Source organism: Citrobacter sp. Cu233 (assembly GCF_030332225.1).
Classification (GTDB): Bacteria; Pseudomonadota; Gammaproteobacteria; order Enterobacterales; family Enterobacteriaceae; genus Citrobacter.
This window is the reverse complement of the sequence record NZ_JAOWIF010000031.1, coordinates 412,222-431,438: the sequence shown is the minus strand read 5'-3', so window position 1 is coordinate 431,438 and position 19,217 is coordinate 412,222. Positions and strand designations below refer to the sequence as shown.

The following is a 19,217-nucleotide window of genomic DNA, read 5'->3' as shown; positions in this document are numbered from 1 at the left end:
CAAGGAATTTCCTCATGCTGACACTGTCTCTCAATAGGGAAAGTCGCACCCCGCTACAATTACAGATTTTTCAATTTTACTTTCAGGCAATTCAGCAAGGCGATTTGCTTTGCGGGGATAAACTGCCCTCTATCCGCGAGCAGGCACAGACACTAAATGTGGCCAAAATCACGGTGGTCATGGCGTATGAAAAATTGATGGCGGCCGGTTTTATTAAAAGCAGGCAGGGTATCGGCTATGAAGTCACATTTACGGCACCTATGCGTAGTCCCCCGGTACACGTGCCGTCTGCGGAAGGATCACCGCCGATAAAGCCTAAGCCTGCCGGTGTTTCTACCGATGTTTACGGTGAAATGGGGCGTGAGTGCTATTGCCGGATGGGAGTCCCCGATCCCAATGCGTTTCCCTGGTCAAGCTGGCGTAAATGGAATAATGCCCCCAGCGTACTTAAAGAGCAGCTACTGACTCGATATCATTCACCAAACGGGTTATTTTCATTACGTGAGCAAATTGTCAGATACCTTAATTTATCCCGCGGCATTAATACCAGTGCACAAAACATCATCATTACTGATGGAATTCAGGAAGGATTATCACTGCTCAGTCAAATATTTATTATCCATCATGCGCTAAGTCAGAATAAAAAGTGTCACGTGGTCGCCGAATCACCTTGTTATTCTGGTGCATGGCATCTGTTTAATTATTATGGTGCCGATATTACGTCTATTGCCGTGGATAATCACGGGCTGTGTACCGATAATTTACCTGAGATTGAAACCCAGCTTTGTTATGTGACACCTGCTCATCAGTATCCAATGGGCAGTATTCTGTCACTTGAACGACGTAAGTCATTACTCACGTGGGCACAGCGAGTGGGCGCCTGGATTATTGAAGACGATTACGACGCTGTATTTACGTATGGTGAGAATCCCTTTCCGGCACTGAAAGCCATGGATTACCACAACCGGGTTATCTACATGGGGACCTTCTCAAAAACGCTGGGACCGGGGGCACGTCTCGGTTACCTCATTTGCCCTGATGAACTGCTACCCGCCGTTCAAAATATGAAAGCGCTGAACAACAATGGTAGCCAGTGGTTATTGCAGCAGTTTTTAGCCGAGTTAATGCAAAACCAGGTTTTTTATACCCATCTCGGCAAGCTAGCCTGCAACTACGCAGCACGCCTTGCATTACTGCGTGATGGCTTATCAGCCCTGTTCCCTGAAGGAAAGATCGATGGTGCCACGGCAGGGTTACATCTCTCATTACGCATTAACTGGTCGCCTGACGTCATCGCGAAACTACGCCAGCGCTGCCTGCTGGCAGGGGTACGCTTTGATACATTACAGGAAATTGAAAACGGCTCAGAAACAGCCTGGCGGCAAAAAAATTCCGATGCGGTGATGTTCTTTGGCTTTGGCGGGTTGCAGGTGCCGCACCTCAGAAAGGTATTAAACGTACTGGAGCAGGAGATGTGTGCGTTATTGCAGCAATAACAACGCACCTGAGTATTGCCGGGGGCGGGACAAGCGCCATCCGGCAATTTATGGCCTCGTGTTGAACGAATTACAGCAGATCGCGGAACTGCGTTTTTTTCAGCGCCAGCTCCACGCCGCGAACTTCTGCCAGCCCTTTCAGGCGACCAATCGCGGAGTAGCCCGGATTCGTTTTCTTGTGCAGATCGTCAAGCATCTGATGTCCATGATCCGGGCGCATTGGGATCGGACGCAAATCGCCCGCTTTCTTACGGCGTTGCTCTTCGCTCAAAATGGCTGCCACCACCGATACCATATCCACGTCGCCCTGCAAGTGTGCACCTTCGTGAAAGGTTTTCGGGTTTTCTTCACGGCAGGTTGAACGCAAGTGTGTGAAGTGAATACGATCGCCAAAGGTTTCAATCATTTTTACCAGGTCGTTGTCGGCGCGCACGCCATACGAGCCGGTACACATGGTGAAACCATTATTGATGCTATCTACCGTTTCTTTCAGCCATTGCATATCTTCGATAGTCGAAACAATGCGCGGCAGGCCAAGGATCGGACGCGGCGGATCGTCAGGATGCACCGCCAGGCGTACGCCAACTTCCTCAGCAACAGGCACAATCGCCCGCAGGAATACAGCCATGTTATTGCGCAGATCGTCTTTGCTGATCCCATCATATTCCGCCAGGCGCGCGCGGAATTGATCCAGCGTATAACCTTCTTCGGCACCAGGCAGGCCAGCTATAATATTGCGGGTCAGCTTTTCAATATCGGCAGCGGTCATTGCATTGAAATAATCCCGCGCCTGGCGCTGTTCTTCAGCGGTGTAATCGGCTTCGGCACCCGGACGTTGCAGAATGTGCAATTCAAAAGCCGCAAACGCAATCTGGTCAAAGCGCAGCGCTTTGGACCCATCCGGTAACTGATATTCAAGGTCGGTACGCGTCCAGTCCAGGATCGGCATGAAGTTGTAGCACACGGTATCAATGCCACAGGTCGCCAGGTTTCGAATACTTTGCTGGTAGTTTGCAATCCACGTCTGATATTGGCCGGACTGTGTTTTGATGTCTTCGTGGACAGGGATACTTTCCACCACCGACCAGGTCAGCCCTTTTTCGGCCAGAATCGCCTGGCGCTTTTGAATTTCTTCTACAGGCCACACTTCACCGTTTGGAATGTGGTGCAAGGCGGTCACAACACCCGTTGCGCCAGCCTGACGCACATCATCAAGCGACACTGGATCGTTTGGTCCGTACCAACGCCAGGTTTGTTCCATTGCTTCACCTCACAAGTTGTTATACCAAATTAAACGACTGTTATGATGACTACCATACAGGCATCCGGTCCACGATCAACACATCGCCCATCATTGATTGATCCAGCTCACATTACCCGGATAAATGAGGCACACCAATTCAATTTGTTGTCATATAACTTTATACTGCCATTGTTAATTAATGGTTAATCAGGTGTATTTAATGAAGACTATTGCCTCAGCGTCTCTTGCGGAAAATGTCGTGATACCTCAGTACGATCGCCAACAGCTAAAAACGCGGATCGTACATTTTGGTTTCGGTGCATTTCATCGTGCCCATCAGGCGTTATTGACCGACCGGGTATTAAATTTGCAGGGCGGAGACTGGGGGATTTGTGAGATCAGCCTGTTCAGCGGCGACCGACTGATGAGTCAGCTACGCGAGCAGGATCATTTATTTACCGTGCTGGAAAAAGGTGCAGCCGGTAACCAGCCGATTATCGTCGGGGCCGTCAACGAGTGCCTGAATGCAAAGCTGGATTCACTGGCTGCCATTATCGAAAAATTTTGCGAGCCTCAGGTCGCGATTGTCTCGTTAACCATTACGGAAAAAGGCTACTGTATTGATCCTGCCACCGGGTCACTCGATATCGCTAACCCGCGTATTATTCACGATCTGCAAGTACCCGATGAACCACACTCTGCGCCGGGTATTATTGTTGAGGCACTGCACCGCCGACGTCAACGTGGGCTGCAACCGTTTACTGTTCTCTCCTGTGATAACATCCCGGACAATGGTCATGTGGTAAAAAACGCCGTACTGGGAATGGCGGAGAAACGCTCGCCTGAGTTGGCTAACTGGATACAGGAGCACGTCAGTTTCCCGGGAACCATGGTAGACCGGATTGTCCCGGCTGCGACTGAAGAATCCCTGAATGAAATTGCCCGCGAATTAGGCGTGGCAGACCCTTGCGCAATCAGCTGCGAGCCGTTTATTCAGTGGGTCATTGAAGACCATTTTGTCAGCGGCCGTCCGCAATGGGAAACTGCCGGTGTACAGATGGTTGATGATGTTTTGCCGTGGGAGCAAATGAAACTACGGATGCTGAACGGTAGCCATTCGTTTCTCGCTTACCTCGGTTATCTGGCGGGATTCCAGCATATCAGCGACTGTATGCAGGACAGCGCATTTCGCGAAGCGGCTCACCGCCTGATGCTCAGCGAACAAGCCCCAACGCTGCGCATCACCAATGTTGATTTAGACCAGTATGCAGACAGCCTGCTGGAACGCTTTGCCAATCCGGCGCTAAAACATAAAACCTGGCAAATCGCGATGGATGGCAGTCAAAAATTACCCCAACGTATGCTGGACGGGATTCGCGTTCATTTAGCACGTCAAAGCGAGTGGCCGCTGCTGGCACTCGGCATTGCGGGCTGGATGCGCTACGTAAGCGGGATTGATGATTCCGGTGCAATGATTGATATTCGTGACCCTATGAGTGACAAAATCCGCACTATCGTCGAACAGAGTACGGAATCAGAACGTGTCAGCGCGCTGCTTTCACTGCACGAAATCTTCGCCACTGACCTCGCACAGAACCCACAATTCGTCGATACCGTGGAACGAGCCTGGCAACGTATCGCCCAATACGGTGCACATCAGGCTGTCATCGAGACGTTAAAACGTTAACGATTTCTGCCATTAAACAGGACGAAGCTCGTCTTCGTCCTCTCTACCCTTCTCTTTTCCCCCGTTTTTCGCCAGGATTGTTAAGAGCCATTACGGTAATTTATGATTCTGGAGTAAACGTGACTAAAACCAATCTCATCACGGGTTTTCTCGGCAGTGGCAAAACCACATCTATTCTTCATCTACTGGCCAACAAAGATCCCGCAGAGAAGTGGGCCGTTCTGGTCAATGAGTTTGGCGAAGTGGGTATCGACGGTGCTCTGCTCGCCGACAGCGGCGCATTGCTCAAAGAGATCCCTGGCGGCTGTATGTGCTGCGTTAATGGTTTGCCCATGCAGGTTGGTCTCAATACGTTGTTACGTCAGGGAAAACCGGATCGACTGCTGATTGAGCCCACCGGTCTCGGGCATCCCAAACAGATTCTGGATTTACTGACCGCGCCGGTTTATGAACCGTGGATCGACTTGCGCGCGACGATCTGTATCCTTGATCCGCGCCTGTTGCTGGATGAAAAAAGCGTAGCGAATGAGAATTTCCGCGATCAGTTGGCATCTGCCGATATCATCGTTGCCAATAAATCCGATCGTGCCACAACAGAAAGCGAAATTGCTCTGCAAACCTGGTGGCAGCACTACGGTGGCAACCGCCAGTTAGTTCACGCCGATCATGGACAAATCGACGGACAACTACTGGATTTGCCCCGGCTGAATCTGACGGAGCTTCCCTCCAGCGCGGCACATACTCACCAGCATGCTGATAAAAAAGGGCTGGCAGCCCTAAGCCTGCCTGCGCAGCAACGCTGGCGTCGCAGTCTGAACAGCGGTCAGGGACATCAGGCCTGCGGCTGGATTTTTGACGCTGACACGGTGTTCGATACCATCGGCCTGCTGGAATGGTCACGTCTCGCCCCTGTTGGGCGTGTGAAGGGAGTGATGCGTATTAAAGAGGGGCTGGTGCGCATCAACCGTCAGGGTGAGGACTGGCATATTGAGACTCAAAACGTCGCTCCTCCTGATAGCCGTATTGAACTCATCTCCGATACCGAGACCGACTGGAATGCATTACAGAGTGCATTGTTGAGGCTTCGTTTAGACGTTGGCGCGTAAGGTTGCCTCCGTTTTATGGCAATGGTAAACGACGATGAAAACCCGATACCCTCTGATACTCCTGCTTAATATTGCTGGTCTGGCGCTGTTTCTGTCCTGGTACCTTCCACACGGGCATGGGTTCTGGTTTTCTCTTGATTCGGGCATTTTCCACTTCTTCAATCATAAGCTGGTTGAGAGCCCGCTGTTCCTGTGGATTGTCGCTGTCACCAATAACCGGGCCTTTGACGGCTGTTCATTATTGGCGATGGGGACATTAATGCTGAGTTTTTGGCTAAAAGAAACGCAGGAAGGTCGTCGCCGTATTGTAGCAATTGGGCTGGTGATGCTGCTAACAGCGGTGATATTAAACCAGTTGGGCCAGGCGCTTATTCCGGTTAAGCGCGCCAGCCCCACTCTCACATTCGATAATATTAATCGCGTCAGCGAGCTGCTGCATATTTCAACAAAAGATGCGTCCAGAGACAGTTTTCCAGGCGATCACGGTATGATGCTGCTTATTTTTTCCGCATTTATGCTGCGTTATTTCGGAAAAGTCGCAGGAATAATCGGCCTTATTATCACTGTGGTTTTTGCCTTTCCACGCGTAATGATCGGCGCACATTGGCTCACAGATATCGTGGTAGGTTCAATGACCGTCGTATTGATTGGCTTGCCCTGGTGGTTAATGACGCCATTAAGCGACCGCCTGGTTACGCTGTTTACCCATTATCTTCCCGGCAAAAAAAACAATTTTTAAACAAATAACGCAGAGTAATTAACATAATCAGAGATACTTCTGATTCCCTGATGATATCTGCCGGGAAATTATCATTCTGACTGTCATTCTCCTGTCATATTATTCTTGTTTAAAATGAATGAATTGCGTATTTTTTACCCTATCTGTTCTTAATTTAGCCAATGCCGTTTATTCACTTTCTGTATCACTTTTTCTTATAAGAAATCACGTAAAATCACTCGCAATGACCAGAGCGATCGGGTAATCTCGGACTCGTTTTGCCTCGCGGGATAATTATTCTCTATAAGAATAAATTTGTGCGTTCTGCCACAGATTTGACCTTAAGGAATTGTCTCATCATGCGTTGGTAATTAGTCTCGTCACGTTTGGCATTTTTTATAACGATATTTATCGTTAAGGACTTCAAGGGAAAACAAACAAAATGGTCAAATCTCAACCGATTTTGAGATATATCTTGCGGGGGATACCCGCGATAGCAGTGGCGGTTCTGCTTTCTGCATGTAGCACAACGAACACCGCGAAGAATATGCATTCTGAGACGCATGCTGTGGGCAATGGAGATAACTCTTCACTGCAAGCCTCTCAGGATGAATTTGAAAGTATGGTACGTAATATCGATGTTAAATCACGTATTATGGATCAATACGCTGACTGGAAAGGCGTGCGTTACCGCCTTGGCGGCAGCACTAAAAAAGGTATTGATTGTTCAAGTTTCGTACAACGTACGTTCCGCGAACAATTTGGTTTAGAGCTTCCACGCTCAACCTACGAACAACAGGAAACGGGTAAATCCGTTTCGCGCACTAACCTGCGCACAGGCGATCTGGTTCTGTTCCGTGCTGGCTCCACTGGACGTCACGTCGGTATCTATATCGGTAATAACCAGTTCGTACATGCCTCGACCAGCAGTGGCGTTATCATTTCCAGCATGAACGAGCCTTACTGGAATAAACGTTACAACGAAGCTCGCCGGGTCCTGAGCCGCAGTTAATTTCGTTTGGCAGCTATCCCTTGGCTATCCTGATGAGACTTATCAAAAGCACTGCTTCGGCAGTGCTTTTTGCGTTGCGCTATGTTTAAGAAAAATCTCACTATGCAAATCAATCCAGGTTATAGTTTTACAGATCAAGCAGTTTAATAATAAGCGGATACCCCAGGTAAACATAAGGAACTATGTTCAGACGTCCCTCATCTTCCAGTCGAAATCTCCTTTTTACCTGTATTTTTACGGGGGTAGTCGTCGCGGTACTTGTCAGCGCCCTGCAGTTTTTTACCACCTGGCACAAACGAGATACTAAGTACGAGACGCTTCTTTCCGATATCGATTACTACATCAGCAGTTACCTCTCAGACCTCAAAAACACAACTGATGCCCTGCAGCCGCTGGTCTCATACAATTGCCAACAAGTTGCCGCCAGGCTGACCTCCAGCGCAGCTTTTAACCTCAATGTACGCGCTTTTTTATTGGTAAAAGACGGTATTGCTTTCTGTTCCTCCGCAACTGGCGCGATGGACTCGCCTATTCTGTCGCTGATTCCGAAGCTGGATATCCACAAAGATGTCGATGTGGAATTACTGTCCGGTACCCCGATGATGCCTGACAATCCGGCGATCATGATTTGGCACCGGAATCCTTCATTTAATAATAGCGGCGTGTTTTCCTCACTGAATATCAATCTGGCGCCTTACCTGCTCTATACCGCCCGGGAAGATGATTTTGACGGTATTGCGATTATTGTCGGTGATACCGCTATCACGACATTTTCACCCCGACTGATGGACGTCTCCGCGCTTCCGGATACCACCTGGCGCGAGACGACACTGAAAGGGATCCCCATGAAGATTCGGCTTTACGCGCAAGAGTGGACGTACACTGACGTCTGGTATGCCGTCATGTTGGGATGTATGGCCGGGATCATGACTGGGTTGCTTTTGTGGTACTACATCTACGCCATTCGTTTACGCCCGGGGAAAGATATTCTCAACGCCATCAAGCACGATCAGTTTTATGTGGTTTACCAACCGGTCGTTGAAATGGAGACGCTGGAAGTAAAAGGCGTAGAAGTATTGTTACGCTGGCGCCACCCGACCACAGGTGAGATCCCGCCAGATGCGTTTATTCACTACGCTGAATCACAACAAATGATTGTGCCGCTGACGCAGCATCTGTTCAAACTGGTGGCCCGTGACGCCCCTGCATTAAAAAAAGTGTTACCGCAAGGTGCAAAACTCGGGCTCAACATCGCTCCAACGCATCTGCATGGTGAGGGCTTTAAAGACGATATTCAGCACCTGAATGCTTCCCTGCCGCCACACCATTTCCAGGTTGTACTGGAAATCACCGAACGCGACATGCTCAATCAGCACGAGGCATCAAAGCTTTTTGAGTGGCTACACTCTGCCGGATTCGAAATTGCCATTGATGATTTCGGCACTGGCCACAGCGCCCTCATTTATCTGGAACGCTTTACCGTTGACTATCTGAAAATCGACCGAGGATTTATCAACGCCATTGGGACAGAAACGCTAACATCTCCGGTACTGGATGCTGTATTGACTCTGTCTAAGCGTCTTAATATGCTGACGGTTGCTGAAGGGGTAGAAACGCCAGAGCAAGCCCGATGGCTGCGCGATCGCGGGGTTCATTTCTTCCAGGGATACTGGATCAGCCGCCCATTAACGCTTGATGATTTTGTGCGTTGGATGGCGCAACCCGATAAGCCCACGTGGTGATCGCACCAGGCGATTCATATATTTTCACTCGCCACCCCAACCTCTATTACTCAGGCAAGAAGCCTGTGCGGTTGTGGCAGGACAAGGAAACCTCTGTGATATGATTCCTCGCGTACTGCTTCTGTTTATCGCCCTTACCGGGCTTAGCGTTCATGCCCAATCCATCAAAGAAAGCTACGCCTTTGCCGTGTTGGGCGAACCTAAGTACGCGTTTAATTTTAATCACTTTGATTATGTTAACCCTGCGGCCCCCAAAGGCGGGCAGCTCACCCTCTCCGCCCTTGGTACCTTCGACAACTTCAACCGCTACTCGATGCGTGGCAACCCTGGCGCACGCACCGAAACGCTCTACGATACGCTGTTTACCACCTCGGATGACGAACCCGGCAGCTACTACCCGCTCATCGCTGACAGAGCGCGTTACGCCGATGATTATTCATGGGTAGAAATCGCGATTAATCCGCGGGCCCGTTTTCACGATGGTTCACCCATTACCGCACGCGATGTCGAATTCACCTTCCATAAATTTATGACCGAAGGCGTACCGCAGTTTCGTTTGGTCTACAAAGGAACAACGGTAAAGGCAATTGCTCCGTTAACAGTGCGAATTGAACTCGCCAAACCGGGCAAAGAGGATATGCTCAGCCTGTTTTCCTTACCCGTTATGCCCGAAAAATACTGGAAAGATCACAAACTCAGCGACCCCTTGTCCTCTCCACCACTTGCCAGTGGCCCTTATCGCATCAGTCAATGGAAAATGGGACAGTACATTGTTTATTCGCGCGTTAAAGATTATTGGGCGGCAAACCTGCCCGTCAATCGCGGACGCTGGAACTTTGATACCATCCGCTACGATTACTATTTAGATGATAACGTCGCTTTTGAAGCGTTTAAGGCCGGAGCATTCGACCTGCGACTTGAAAACGATGCAAAAAATTGGGCAACCCGTTATACCGGTAAGAATTTCGCGAATCATTACATTGTCAAAGACGAACAAAAGAATGAGTCTGCACAGGACACTCGATGGTTAGCCTTTAATATTCAACGACCAATGTTTAGTGACCGACGTGTACGGGAAGCGATTACGCTGGCCTTCGATTTTGAATGGATGAATAAGGCCCTGTTTTATCATGCCTGGAGTCGGACAAACAGCTATTTCCAGAACACCGAGTATGCAGCCAGAAGTTATCCCGATGCGGACGAACTGGTGATCCTTGCGCCAATGAGAAATGAGCTGCCACCGGAGGTCTTTAGTCAAATCTATCAACCACCGATGTCGAAAGGCGATGGCTACGATCGTGAAAACCTGTTGAAAGCCGATGCGTTACTACAACAGGCGGGGTGGATACTGAAAGGGCAACAACGGATAAATAGCACCAGCGGAAAACCGCTGACCTTCGAGTTATTACTCCCGGCTGGCAGCAACAGCCAGTGGGTATTGCCATTCCAGCATAACCTTCAGCGATTAGGTATTACGATGAATATCCGCCAGGTCGATAACTCGCAAATCACTAACCGCTTGCGCAGCCGTGACTATGACATGATGCCCAGGCTCTATCGCGCGATGCCGTGGCCAAGCTCAGACCTGCAAATTCTCTGGGCCTCTGAATATATAGACTCCAGCTATAACGCGCCCGGTGTGCAAAGCCCGGTCATTGATAAACTGATTAGCCAGATCATTGCCGCCCAAGGGAATAAGGCCAAACTGATCCCGTTGGGGCGGGCACTGGACCGGGTATTAACCTGGAACTACTATATGTTACCGATGTGGTATATGGCAGAAGATCGTATAGCCTGGTGGGATAAGTTTTCGCATCCGGCGATCCGTCCGATTTATACCATTGGCATCGACAACTGGTGGTATGACGTCAACAAAGCGGCGAAACTTCCCGCAGCCAGACGACAGGGAGAGTAAATGGGCGCTTATCTGATTCGACGTCTGCTGCTGGTGATCCCAACGCTCTGGGCCATCATTACGATCAACTTTTTCATCGTACAGATTGCACCTGGCGGTCCTGTTGAGCAGGCCGTCGCCGCCATTGAGTTCGGACAAAACGGTGCGTTGCCCGGTGCGGGCAGCGAAGGTGTTCGCGCCAGCCACGCGCAAACCGGCGTTGGGAATATCAGCGACAGTAACTACCGTGGCGGCCGGGGACTTGACCCGGAGGTTATTGCGGAAATTACCCGTCGCTACGGATTCGATAAACCCATTCATGAACGCTATTTCAAGATGCTCTGGGACTATATCCGTTTTGATTTTGGCGACAGTCTGTTTCGCAGCGCCTCTGTTCTTACGCTCATCAAAGACAGCCTCCCGGTGTCTGTTACCCTGGGGCTCTGGAGTACACTCATCATCTATCTGGTGTCGATTCCACTTGGTATCCGCAAAGCAGTCCACAACGGCAGTCGTTTTGACGTCTGGAGCAGCGCATTTATTATCATCGGCTATGCCATCCCCGCCTTCCTGTTTGCCATTTTATTGATCGTCTTTTTTGCCGGGGGCAGCTATTACGACCTGTTCCCGCTACGTGGGCTCGTTTCCGCTAATTTTGACGCCCTGCCCTGGTATCAAAAAATGACCGATTATCTGTGGCACATTACCCTGCCGGTGCTGGCAACCGTGGTGGGTGGGTTCGCCGCGCTGACCATGCTGACTAAAAACTCATTTCTGGATGAGGTACGTAAGCAGTATGTCGTGACTGCGCGTGCCAAAGGCGTTAGTGAGAAAAATATTCTATGGAAGCATGTGTTCCGCAATGCCATGTTGCTGGTAATCGCAGGATTTCCCGCCACATTTATCAGCATGTTTTTCACCGGTTCACTGCTGATTGAAGTGATGTTTTCGCTTAATGGTCTGGGATTACTGGGGTATGAATCTACCGTATCGCGCGACTATCCCGTGATGTTCGGCACACTCTACATCTTCACCCTGATCGGCCTGTTGCTCAATATCCTCAGTGATATCAGCTATACGTTGGTCGATCCTCGTATTGATTTTGAGGGACGCTAATGTCGCGATTAAGCCCCGTCAATCAGGCCCGCTGGGCGCGTTTTCGTCATAACCGCCGCGGCTACTGGTCATTATGGATTTTTTTGGTGTTGTTTGGCCTTAGCATGTGTTCCGAGCTGATCGCTAATGATAAGCCGCTGTTGGTACGCTATGACGGCAGCTGGTATTTCCCTCTGGTTAAAAACTACAGTGAGAGCGATTTCGGCGGCCCGTTAGCAACAAAGGCTGATTACCAGGATCCGTGGCTGCAACACCGTCTGGAGAACCAGGGTTGGATACTATGGGCCCCCATTCGGTTCGGCGCGACCAGCATCAACTTTGCCACCGATAAGCCCTTCCCTTCTCCGCCCTCTGCACAAAACTGGCTGGGTACTGACGCAAATGGTGGTGACGTGCTGGCGCGTATCCTTTACGGCACCCGCATCTCAATTCTGTTTGGCTTGATGCTGACCCTGTGCTCCAGCGTCATGGGGGTGATGGCTGGCGCACTACAGGGATATTATGGCGGTAAGGTAGACCTGTGGGGACAACGGTTCATCGAAGTGTGGTCCGGTATGCCAACGCTGTTTCTGATTATATTGCTATCCAGCGTCGTTCAGCCTAACTTCTGGTGGCTATTAGCTATCACCGTGCTGTTTGGCTGGATGAGTCTGGTTGGCGTGGTACGCGCAGAATTTCTGCGCACCCGAAACTTTGATTACATTCGCGCAGCGCAAGCGCTCGGAGTTAGCGATCGCAGTATTATTTTGCGTCATATGTTGCCGAATGCGATGGTTGCCGCCCTGACCTTTTTACCGTTTATTTTATGCGCCTCAATCACCACGCTCACCTCGCTGGATTTTCTCGGGTTCGGATTACCGCTCGGCTCTCCATCGCTGGGAGAATTGCTGTTGCAGGGTAAAAATAACCTTCAGGCCCCGTGGCTTGGGATCACCGCGTTTGTCTCCGTTGCCCTCTTATTATCGCTACTGATTTTTATTGGTGAAGCGGTACGTGACGCATTTGATCCCAATAAGGCGATTTAAGATGACACAACCTCTGTTAGCCATTGAGAATTTATCAGTCGGTTTTCGTCAACAAGATACCGTACGCACTGTAGTCAACACACTTTCTTTGCGCGTTGATGCCGGGCAAACGCTGGCGCTGGTGGGTGAATCGGGTTCAGGTAAAAGCGTCACCGCGCTTTCGGTGTTGCGTCTGTTGCCCACGCCACCTGCGGTGTACCTCTCCGGTGATATCCGCTTTCACGGTGAATCATTACTTCACGCTAACGAGCAGACGCTTCGGGGTGTACGGGGAAATAAAATTGCCATGATTTTCCAGGAGCCAATGGTGTCGTTGAACCCATTGCATAACCTTGAAAAACAGCTCTATGAAGTCTTGTCTTTACATAGGGGAATGCGTCGGGAAGCCGCACGGGCAGAAATTCTGACCTGTCTGGATCGTGTAGGCATTCACCATGCAGCGAAACGCCTTACTGATTATCCTCACCAGCTTTCCGGCGGCGAGCGCCAGCGCGTAATGATTGCTATGGCGCTGTTAACCCGCCCGGAGCTGTTGATTGCCGACGAACCCACAACCGCGCTGGATGTCTCTGTGCAGGCGCAAATTCTGCAGCTGCTGCGAGAATTGCAGCGTGAGCTGAACATGGGATTGCTGTTCATCACTCATAATCTCAGCATCGTGAGAAAGCTGGCCGATTCCATTGCCGTCATGCAGAACGGTCAATGCGTTGAACAAAACCGTGCCGAGCCACTGCTTGCTGCACCAACACATGCCTACACACAGAAACTGTTAAATAGTGAACCCTCTGGCGCTCCAGTCCCTTTACCCGCCGGACAACCGCCATTACTGGAAGTGAATGGGCTCAGCGTCGCCTTTCCTGTACGTAAGGGTATCCTCAAGCGCGTGGTGGATCATAACGTGGTGGTTAACAACGTCAGTTTTTCCCTCAGGCCCGGTGAAACACTGGGGCTGGTGGGAGAATCAGGATCCGGGAAAAGTACCACCGGTCTGGCGCTGCTGCGATTAATCACATCGCAAGGCAGTATTGTGTTCGATGGTCTGGCGCTGCATACCTTAAATCGTCGCCAACTGTTGCCAGTACGTCACCGCATGCAGGTTGTCTTTCAGGACCCCAACTCTTCACTGAATCCGCGTTTGAGCGTATTACAAATTATTGAAGAGGGATTGCGCGTTCACCAGCCAACACTTTCGGCTGAACAGCGAGAAGCGCAGGTAAAAACAGTGATGGCTGAAGTCGGACTCGATAGCGAAACCCGCCATCGTTATCCTGCAGAGTTTTCCGGTGGTCAACGCCAGCGCATAGCCATTGCCAGGGCATTGATTCTCAAACCCTCGCTGATCATTCTGGATGAGCCGACATCCTCGCTCGACAGAACCGTACAGGCGCAAATCCTTACACTGCTAAAGTCCTTACAGGAAAAGCATCGTCTGGCCTATATCTTTATCAGCCATGATTTGCATGTTGTACGTGCGTTATGCCATCAGGTTATTGTGTTGCGGCAGGGAGAGGTCGTGGAGCAGGGGCAATGCGAGCACGTATTTAACGCGCCACAACAGGCCTATACGCGTCAGCTGCTCGCGCTAAGCTGACGCTCAAAACGGATTGTTGTTTGAAAAAGGTTCTGCAATGGCCACGCCGAAATTTTTCAGCCTGCAGGTCGCGGCAAACTCATCCTGGCGATTCACAAACAGACACGGTTCCCCTTCACATTCCAGTACGGAACAAGGAACTTCAATATCGCTAAGCGCCTGGCTGAGTTTATGCATGACTGACCACGCACTGTCACCATCGGGACTGAGTAATTTTAACGCTACCAGACTATTTTCTGTACTTTGGCCATTTTGCGGAATCGGTTCAACCTTTGAACCTGCGAAACCCACCGACCAACGATAGCACTGTGGCAGGCGATGAACGATTGAGAGTTGTAATGTAGTCACTTTCTTTCCCCGGAAGCACAATTACTTCACAATTATTTTACACCAATATTAACACATCATTGACAACACGTCTTTAGCAGTTCGTAAACGTTTACATCCAGTCCGCATGCGGCTTACTTAGCCAGATAGTTAAATTTATTCGTCGTTTCGGACATCTTTGCGGGCTATATGTACTCGTTTCTGCGATCTAACTCAACCTTTTTAACTACAATGATGTGACTTTTTACATAAATTGATTTTACATAAAATAAACATTACTGGGGAGAATGATGGATTTGGGGTTGATATGCATCAACTCCGGAGGCTTTACGGCCCCCAGGTTGTGTATTAGATCACCGTTTTTTAGCGCGACTGGCGTAAAGATAGAAGAGAATTGAGCTGGTGGCGCAAAACGCAATCGACCAAATCATTGGCCAGGCTGAGTTAAAGGTCGCCAGCGACAAGAGCGCGCCAACAATAGCGCCGATGCCAAAACGAAACGTCCCTGCTAACGATGAGGCCGTACCGGCCATGTGTGGAAACTCATCCAGAATGACCGCCATCGCATTTGATGACACCATCGACACGCAACCTACAAACGCCGCAACACCGACAACCAGTGCCCAGAATCCAATGCCGAACAGCGCGCTGAATACCATCCAGCACGCCATCACAAACTGGATCCACAGCCCGGTACGGAACATATTTAGGGCACCAACCCGACGAACAAAGCGACTGTTAATGATCGTCATCACAAACAGGAAAACGATGTTCAGTGCAAAGTAATAACCGAAATGCTGCGGTGAAACATTGTTGATTTCAATATAGACAAAGGGACCTGCGCTCAGGAAAGAAAACATCCCGGCAAAGCTAAACCCACTGGCCAGCATGTAACTCAGGACGCGCTTGTGGCGAAACAGCGAGGCAAAGTTGCCCAGAGTAGTACGCAAGCGAAACGGCTGACGACGCTCAACGGGCAAGGTCTCTTTGATCAGCGTAAAGACCATCCCCGAGGCCAGAATCGCCGCCACAGCGAGGATCCAGAAGATATAGTGCCAACTTAGCCATACCAGCACCCAACCGCCCACAATAGGCGCCATCAGTGGTGCAATCGTCGTTACCAGCATGACAAATGACATCATGCGCGAGAATTCTTCCTTCGGATAGATGTCGCGCATCAGGGCATTGATGACCACGCTTGCCGCCGCTGCCGCCAGACCGTGGAAGAAACGCATAGTGATCAACTGATCGATAGTTTGCGCCAACGCACAGGCGACCGCTGCCGCCGCAAACACCAGAGTCCCTCCCAGTATCACGGGTTTACGCCCGATGCTGTCGGCCATCGGCCCATAGATCAACTGCCCCACCGCGAACCCCAGAATATAGGTACTGAGGGTCATTTGCGCGCTGCCTGCCGGTACGCCAAATTGAGCAGAGATCACCGGCAGTGCCGGAAGATACATATCGATCGACAACGGCATCAACATGGCCAACAAGCCAAGAATAAAAACAATGGCAATTGAAGAGTTCTGCCGGGTGGTCACATTTAGCTCCTGATATTAACGCGGGGTTAAGTTAACGCTGGCGATTTCTTCTTCAGTCAATGGACGGTATTCACCGGGCTCCAGATCCTCATCAAGCTTGATGGCACCGATGCGTTCACGATGCAGTTCCACAACGTGATTCCCGACAGCGGCAAACATGCGTTTAACCTGATGATAGCGCCCTTCACTGATGGTCAAACGTACCTGAGTCGGCGTAATCACTTCCAGCACAGCCGGCTTCGTCAGATCTTTCTCGTTATGCAATTGCACACCACGGGCAAACTGCTCAGCGGTATCGTCTGCCACCGGTGATTCCAGTGTCACCCGATAAGTCTTCTCACAATGGTGGCGCGGAGAGGTAATGCGATGTGACCACTGACCGTCGTCGGTCATTAACACCAGTCCGGTGGTGTCGATATCCAGACGTCCTGCCGCATGCAGTTTGTGCGCGACAGGTTCGTCGAGAAAATAGAGAACTGTCGGGTGATCCGGGTCATCCGTGGAGCAAACATAGCCCTGAGGCTTATTCAGCATAAAATAGCGTGGGCCAGTCTGTTGAACCAGAAAATTGCCGTCATATTCAACGTCATGTTCTGGCAGCAGCTTAAAGGCACTATTTCTGACGATTTCGCCGTCGACGGTAACACGGTTACCACGGATCTCACGCCCGGCAATAGCGCGGCTGACGCCGAGTTGCTGAGCGATAAATTTATCAAGTCGCATGAGTGTGATTTTGCCTGTAACAATACGGAAATCGGGCGTTATGCCCGAAAAGTGGAGCCGTTTTCCGCTCAGTATAACGAGCTAACAACTTCCCTCAAGGGAAAAAGATTCGTGGCATACTATACGCGAGACTGTTACATATTGTGAGCCCATGATTTTTACTCTTCGTCCTTACCAAAAAGAAGCCGTGGATGCCACGCTCAACCATTTTCGCCATCACCGCACTCCGGCAGTTATCGTCCTCCCCACTGGCGCGGGCAAAAGCCTGGTTATTGCTGAACTGGCGCGGGTTGCACGTGGGCGCGTATTGGTACTGGCGCATGTCAAAGAGCTGGTTGCGCAGAATCATGCCAAGTACTGCGCTCTGGGGTTAGAAGCCGATATCTTTGCCGCCGGGTTAAAGCGCAAAGAGAGCCACGGGAAAGTGGTTTTTGGCAGCGTTCAGTCGGTGGCACGTAATCTGGATGCCTTCCAGGGAGAATTCTCCCTGCTCATCGTCGATGAATGCCATCGCATTGGTGATGATGAAGAGAGCCAGTATCAACAGATCCTGACACACCTGACCAACGTAAATCCTCATCTACGCCTGCTCGGGCTCACCGCCACGCCTTTTCGCCTGGGCAAAGGCTGGATTTATCATTTCCATTATCACGGTATGGTACGCGGCGATGAAAAAGCGTTATTTCGCGATTGCATTTATGAATTGCCGCTGCGCTACATGATAAAGCACGGTTATCTGACGCCGCCTGAGCGCCTCGATATGCCGGTCGTACAATATGATTTCAGCCGCCTGCAGGCGCAGAGTAATGGCCTGTTCAGTGAAGCCGACCTTAATCGGGAGCTGAAAAAACAACAACGAATAACACCGCATATTATCAGTCAGATTGTTGAGTTTGCTCAGACGCGCAAAGGGGTAATGATTTTCGCCGCTACCGTTGAGCACGCCAAAGAGATTGTCGGCCTGCTGCCTGCTGATGATGCGGCGCTTATCACCGGAGAGACACCGGGATCGGAACGTGATGTATTAATCGAAGACTTCAAATCACAGCGCTTTCGCTATCTGGTTAACGTTGCGGTCTTAACCACCGGATTTGACGCCCCACATGTTGATCTGATAGCCATCCTGCGCCCAACCGAGTCGGTCAGCTTGTACCAACAAATCGTTGGACGCGGGTTGCGCCTGGCTCCGGGGAAAACTGACTGTCTGATCCTTGATTACGCCGGGAATCCGCACGATCTGTACGCCCCGGAAGTGGGGGCGCCCAAAGGGAAAAGTGACAACGTTCCGGTGCAGGTATTCTGCCCTGCCTGCGGATTTGCTAACACTTTCTGGGGGAAAACAACCGCTGATGGCACACTGATCGAACACTTTGGCCGTCGCTGCCAGGGATGGTTTGAAGATGATGACGGTCATCGCGAGCAGTGCGATTTCCGCTTTCGTTTTAAAAACTGTCCGCAGTGTAATGCGGAAAATGATATTGCTGCTCGCCGCTGCCGCGAGTGCAATACGGTACTGGTCGATCCGGATGATATGCTGAAAGCCGCGCTCAGGCTCAAAGATGCGCTGGTTCTGCGCTGTAGCGGCATGGTGTTACAAAACGGCCAGGATGAAAAAGGCGAATGGCTGAAAATCACCTATTACGATGAAGATGGCGCCGACGTCAGCGAGCGCTTTCGCTTACACTCGCCCGCGCAGCGAACGGCCTTTGAACAGCTGTTTATTCGCCCACATACCCGTACCCCCGGAGTGCCTTTACGCTGGATAACCGCCGCCGATATCCTCGCCCAACAGGCCCTACTGCGGCATCCTGATTTTGTGGTGGCGCGCATGAAAGGCCAGTACTGGCAGGTACGTGAAAAGGTCTTCGACTATGAAGGTCGTTTCCGGCGGGCACATGAATTACGCGGTTAATCGTACTTTTGATTGATGTACCAGCCGTTTGAGTATAGAATCTCGCCCGCTTTTGCATACGCAAAGCAGATCACTTACCTG

14 protein-coding genes and 1 pseudogene are annotated in these 19,217 nt (G+C 50.6%); 11 read left to right on the top strand and 4 right to left on the bottom strand.

What is annotated here, in order from left to right; translation table 11 throughout:
• Positions 1 to 14 precede the first annotated feature (14 nt).
• Positions 15 to 1,496 carry a MocR-like pyridoxine biosynthesis transcription factor PdxR gene (gene pdxR, locus OGX95_RS08470; protein WP_286629122.1) on the top strand — a complete coding sequence of 494 codons (1,482 nt, stop codon included), beginning with the start codon at positions 15 to 17 and terminating at the stop codon, positions 1,494 to 1,496.
• A 70-nt stretch (positions 1,497 to 1,566) separates the two neighbouring features.
• On the opposite strand, the gene uxuA is transcribed toward pdxR, so the two are convergent.
• Positions 1,567 to 2,757, bottom strand: coding sequence for a mannonate dehydratase (uxuA, locus tag OGX95_RS08465; protein WP_286629121.1), 1,191 nt, complete (start codon positions 2,755 to 2,757; stop codon positions 1,567 to 1,569).
• Between the two features lie 202 nt (positions 2,758 to 2,959).
• Between uxuA and OGX95_RS08460 the strand changes: the two genes are divergently transcribed.
• The 9 genes and pseudogenes from OGX95_RS08460 to yejF all read left to right on the top strand — a co-directional run bounded on the left by OGX95_RS08460 (position 2,960) and on the right by yejF (position 14,630).
• The gene (locus OGX95_RS08460) at positions 2,960 to 4,426 is read left to right on the top strand and encodes a mannitol dehydrogenase family protein (protein ID WP_286629120.1); all 1,467 of its coding nucleotides are present in this window, start codon (positions 2,960 to 2,962) and stop codon (positions 4,424 to 4,426) included.
• 119 nt (positions 4,427 to 4,545) lie between these two features.
• Positions 4,546 to 5,532, top strand: coding sequence for a CobW family GTP-binding protein (locus OGX95_RS08455; RefSeq protein ID WP_271440084.1), 987 nt, complete (start codon positions 4,546 to 4,548; stop codon positions 5,530 to 5,532).
• Between the two features lie 34 nt (positions 5,533 to 5,566).
• Positions 5,567 to 6,279 (top strand): annotated as a pseudogene (locus OGX95_RS08450) (phosphatase PAP2 family protein).
• 413 nt (positions 6,280 to 6,692) lie between these two features.
• Positions 6,693 to 7,262 carry a bifunctional murein DD-endopeptidase/murein LD-carboxypeptidase gene (mepS, locus tag OGX95_RS08445; protein WP_286629119.1) on the top strand — a complete coding sequence of 190 codons (570 nt, stop codon included), beginning with the start codon at positions 6,693 to 6,695 and terminating at the stop codon, positions 7,260 to 7,262.
• 182 nt (positions 7,263 to 7,444) lie between these two features.
• The gene (locus OGX95_RS08440) at positions 7,445 to 9,004 is read left to right on the top strand and encodes a cyclic di-GMP phosphodiesterase (protein ID WP_286629118.1); all 1,560 of its coding nucleotides are present in this window, start codon (positions 7,445 to 7,447) and stop codon (positions 9,002 to 9,004) included.
• Positions 9,005 to 9,104: 100 nt separating this feature from the next.
• The gene (locus tag OGX95_RS08435; protein ID WP_286629117.1) at positions 9,105 to 10,919 is read left to right on the top strand and encodes an extracellular solute-binding protein; all 1,815 of its coding nucleotides are present in this window, start codon (positions 9,105 to 9,107) and stop codon (positions 10,917 to 10,919) included.
• Positions 10,920 to 12,014: a microcin C ABC transporter permease YejB gene (locus OGX95_RS08430; RefSeq protein ID WP_286629116.1), complete on the top strand. Its 1,095-nt coding sequence runs from the start codon at positions 10,920 to 10,922 to the stop codon at positions 12,012 to 12,014.
• Entirely contained in the window at positions 12,014 to 13,039 is a 1,026-nt protein-coding gene (locus OGX95_RS08425) for an ABC transporter permease (protein ID WP_286629115.1), read from the top strand. Before OGX95_RS08430 ends, OGX95_RS08425 begins: the two co-directional genes overlap by 1 nt.
• Position 13,040: 1 nt before the next feature.
• Positions 13,041 to 14,630 (top strand): microcin C ABC transporter ATP-binding protein YejF, encoded by a 1,590-nt coding sequence (gene yejF / locus OGX95_RS08420; RefSeq protein WP_286629114.1) that lies wholly within the window; start codon positions 13,041 to 13,043, stop codon positions 14,628 to 14,630.
• 3 nt (positions 14,631 to 14,633) lie between these two features.
• Here the strand turns inward: yejF and OGX95_RS08415 are convergent, their stop codons facing one another.
• From OGX95_RS08415 to rsuA, 3 genes are all read right to left on the bottom strand, one after another.
• On the bottom strand, positions 14,634 to 14,978 hold the full coding sequence (locus tag OGX95_RS08415; RefSeq protein WP_045445119.1) for a YejG family protein: 345 nt from the start codon (positions 14,976 to 14,978) through the stop codon (positions 14,634 to 14,636).
• Between the two features lie 332 nt (positions 14,979 to 15,310).
• Positions 15,311 to 16,501: a Bcr/CflA family multidrug efflux MFS transporter gene (locus tag OGX95_RS08410; RefSeq protein WP_286629113.1), complete on the bottom strand. Its 1,191-nt coding sequence runs from the start codon at positions 16,499 to 16,501 to the stop codon at positions 15,311 to 15,313.
• Positions 16,502 to 16,516: 15 nt separating this feature from the next.
• Positions 16,517 to 17,224 (bottom strand): 16S rRNA pseudouridine(516) synthase RsuA, encoded by a 708-nt coding sequence (gene rsuA, locus OGX95_RS08405; RefSeq protein WP_286629112.1) that lies wholly within the window; start codon positions 17,222 to 17,224, stop codon positions 16,517 to 16,519.
• A gap of 151 nt (positions 17,225 to 17,375) precedes the next feature.
• Here rsuA and radD point away from each other — a divergent pair, with 151 nt between their 5' ends.
• Positions 17,376 to 19,136: a DNA repair helicase RadD gene (gene radD / locus OGX95_RS08400; RefSeq protein ID WP_286629111.1), complete on the top strand. Its 1,761-nt coding sequence runs from the start codon at positions 17,376 to 17,378 to the stop codon at positions 19,134 to 19,136.
• The last annotated feature ends 81 nt before the right edge of the window (positions 19,137 to 19,217 follow it).

Coding starts and splice junctions, on each gene's coding strand:
- rsuA (WP_286629112.1), bottom strand. CDS start 17,224: ATGCGACTTGATAAATTTATCGCTCAGCAACTCGGCGTCAGCCGCGCT.
- uxuA (WP_286629121.1), bottom strand. CDS start 2,757: ATGGAACAAACCTGGCGTTGGTACGGACCAAACGATCCAGTGTCGCTT.
- OGX95_RS08460 (WP_286629120.1), top strand. CDS start 2,960: ATGAAGACTATTGCCTCAGCGTCTCTTGCGGAAAATGTCGTGATACCT.
- OGX95_RS08440 (WP_286629118.1), top strand. CDS start 7,445: ATGTTCAGACGTCCCTCATCTTCCAGTCGAAATCTCCTTTTTACCTGT.
- OGX95_RS08430 (WP_286629116.1), top strand. CDS start 10,920: ATGGGCGCTTATCTGATTCGACGTCTGCTGCTGGTGATCCCAACGCTC.
- radD (WP_286629111.1), top strand. CDS start 17,376: ATGATTTTTACTCTTCGTCCTTACCAAAAAGAAGCCGTGGATGCCACG.
- pdxR (WP_286629122.1), top strand. CDS start 15: ATGCTGACACTGTCTCTCAATAGGGAAAGTCGCACCCCGCTACAATTA.
- OGX95_RS08435 (WP_286629117.1), top strand. CDS start 9,105: ATGATTCCTCGCGTACTGCTTCTGTTTATCGCCCTTACCGGGCTTAGC.
- OGX95_RS08425 (WP_286629115.1), top strand. CDS start 12,014: ATGTCGCGATTAAGCCCCGTCAATCAGGCCCGCTGGGCGCGTTTTCGT.
- mepS (WP_286629119.1), top strand. CDS start 6,693: ATGGTCAAATCTCAACCGATTTTGAGATATATCTTGCGGGGGATACCC.
- yejF (WP_286629114.1), top strand. CDS start 13,041: ATGACACAACCTCTGTTAGCCATTGAGAATTTATCAGTCGGTTTTCGT.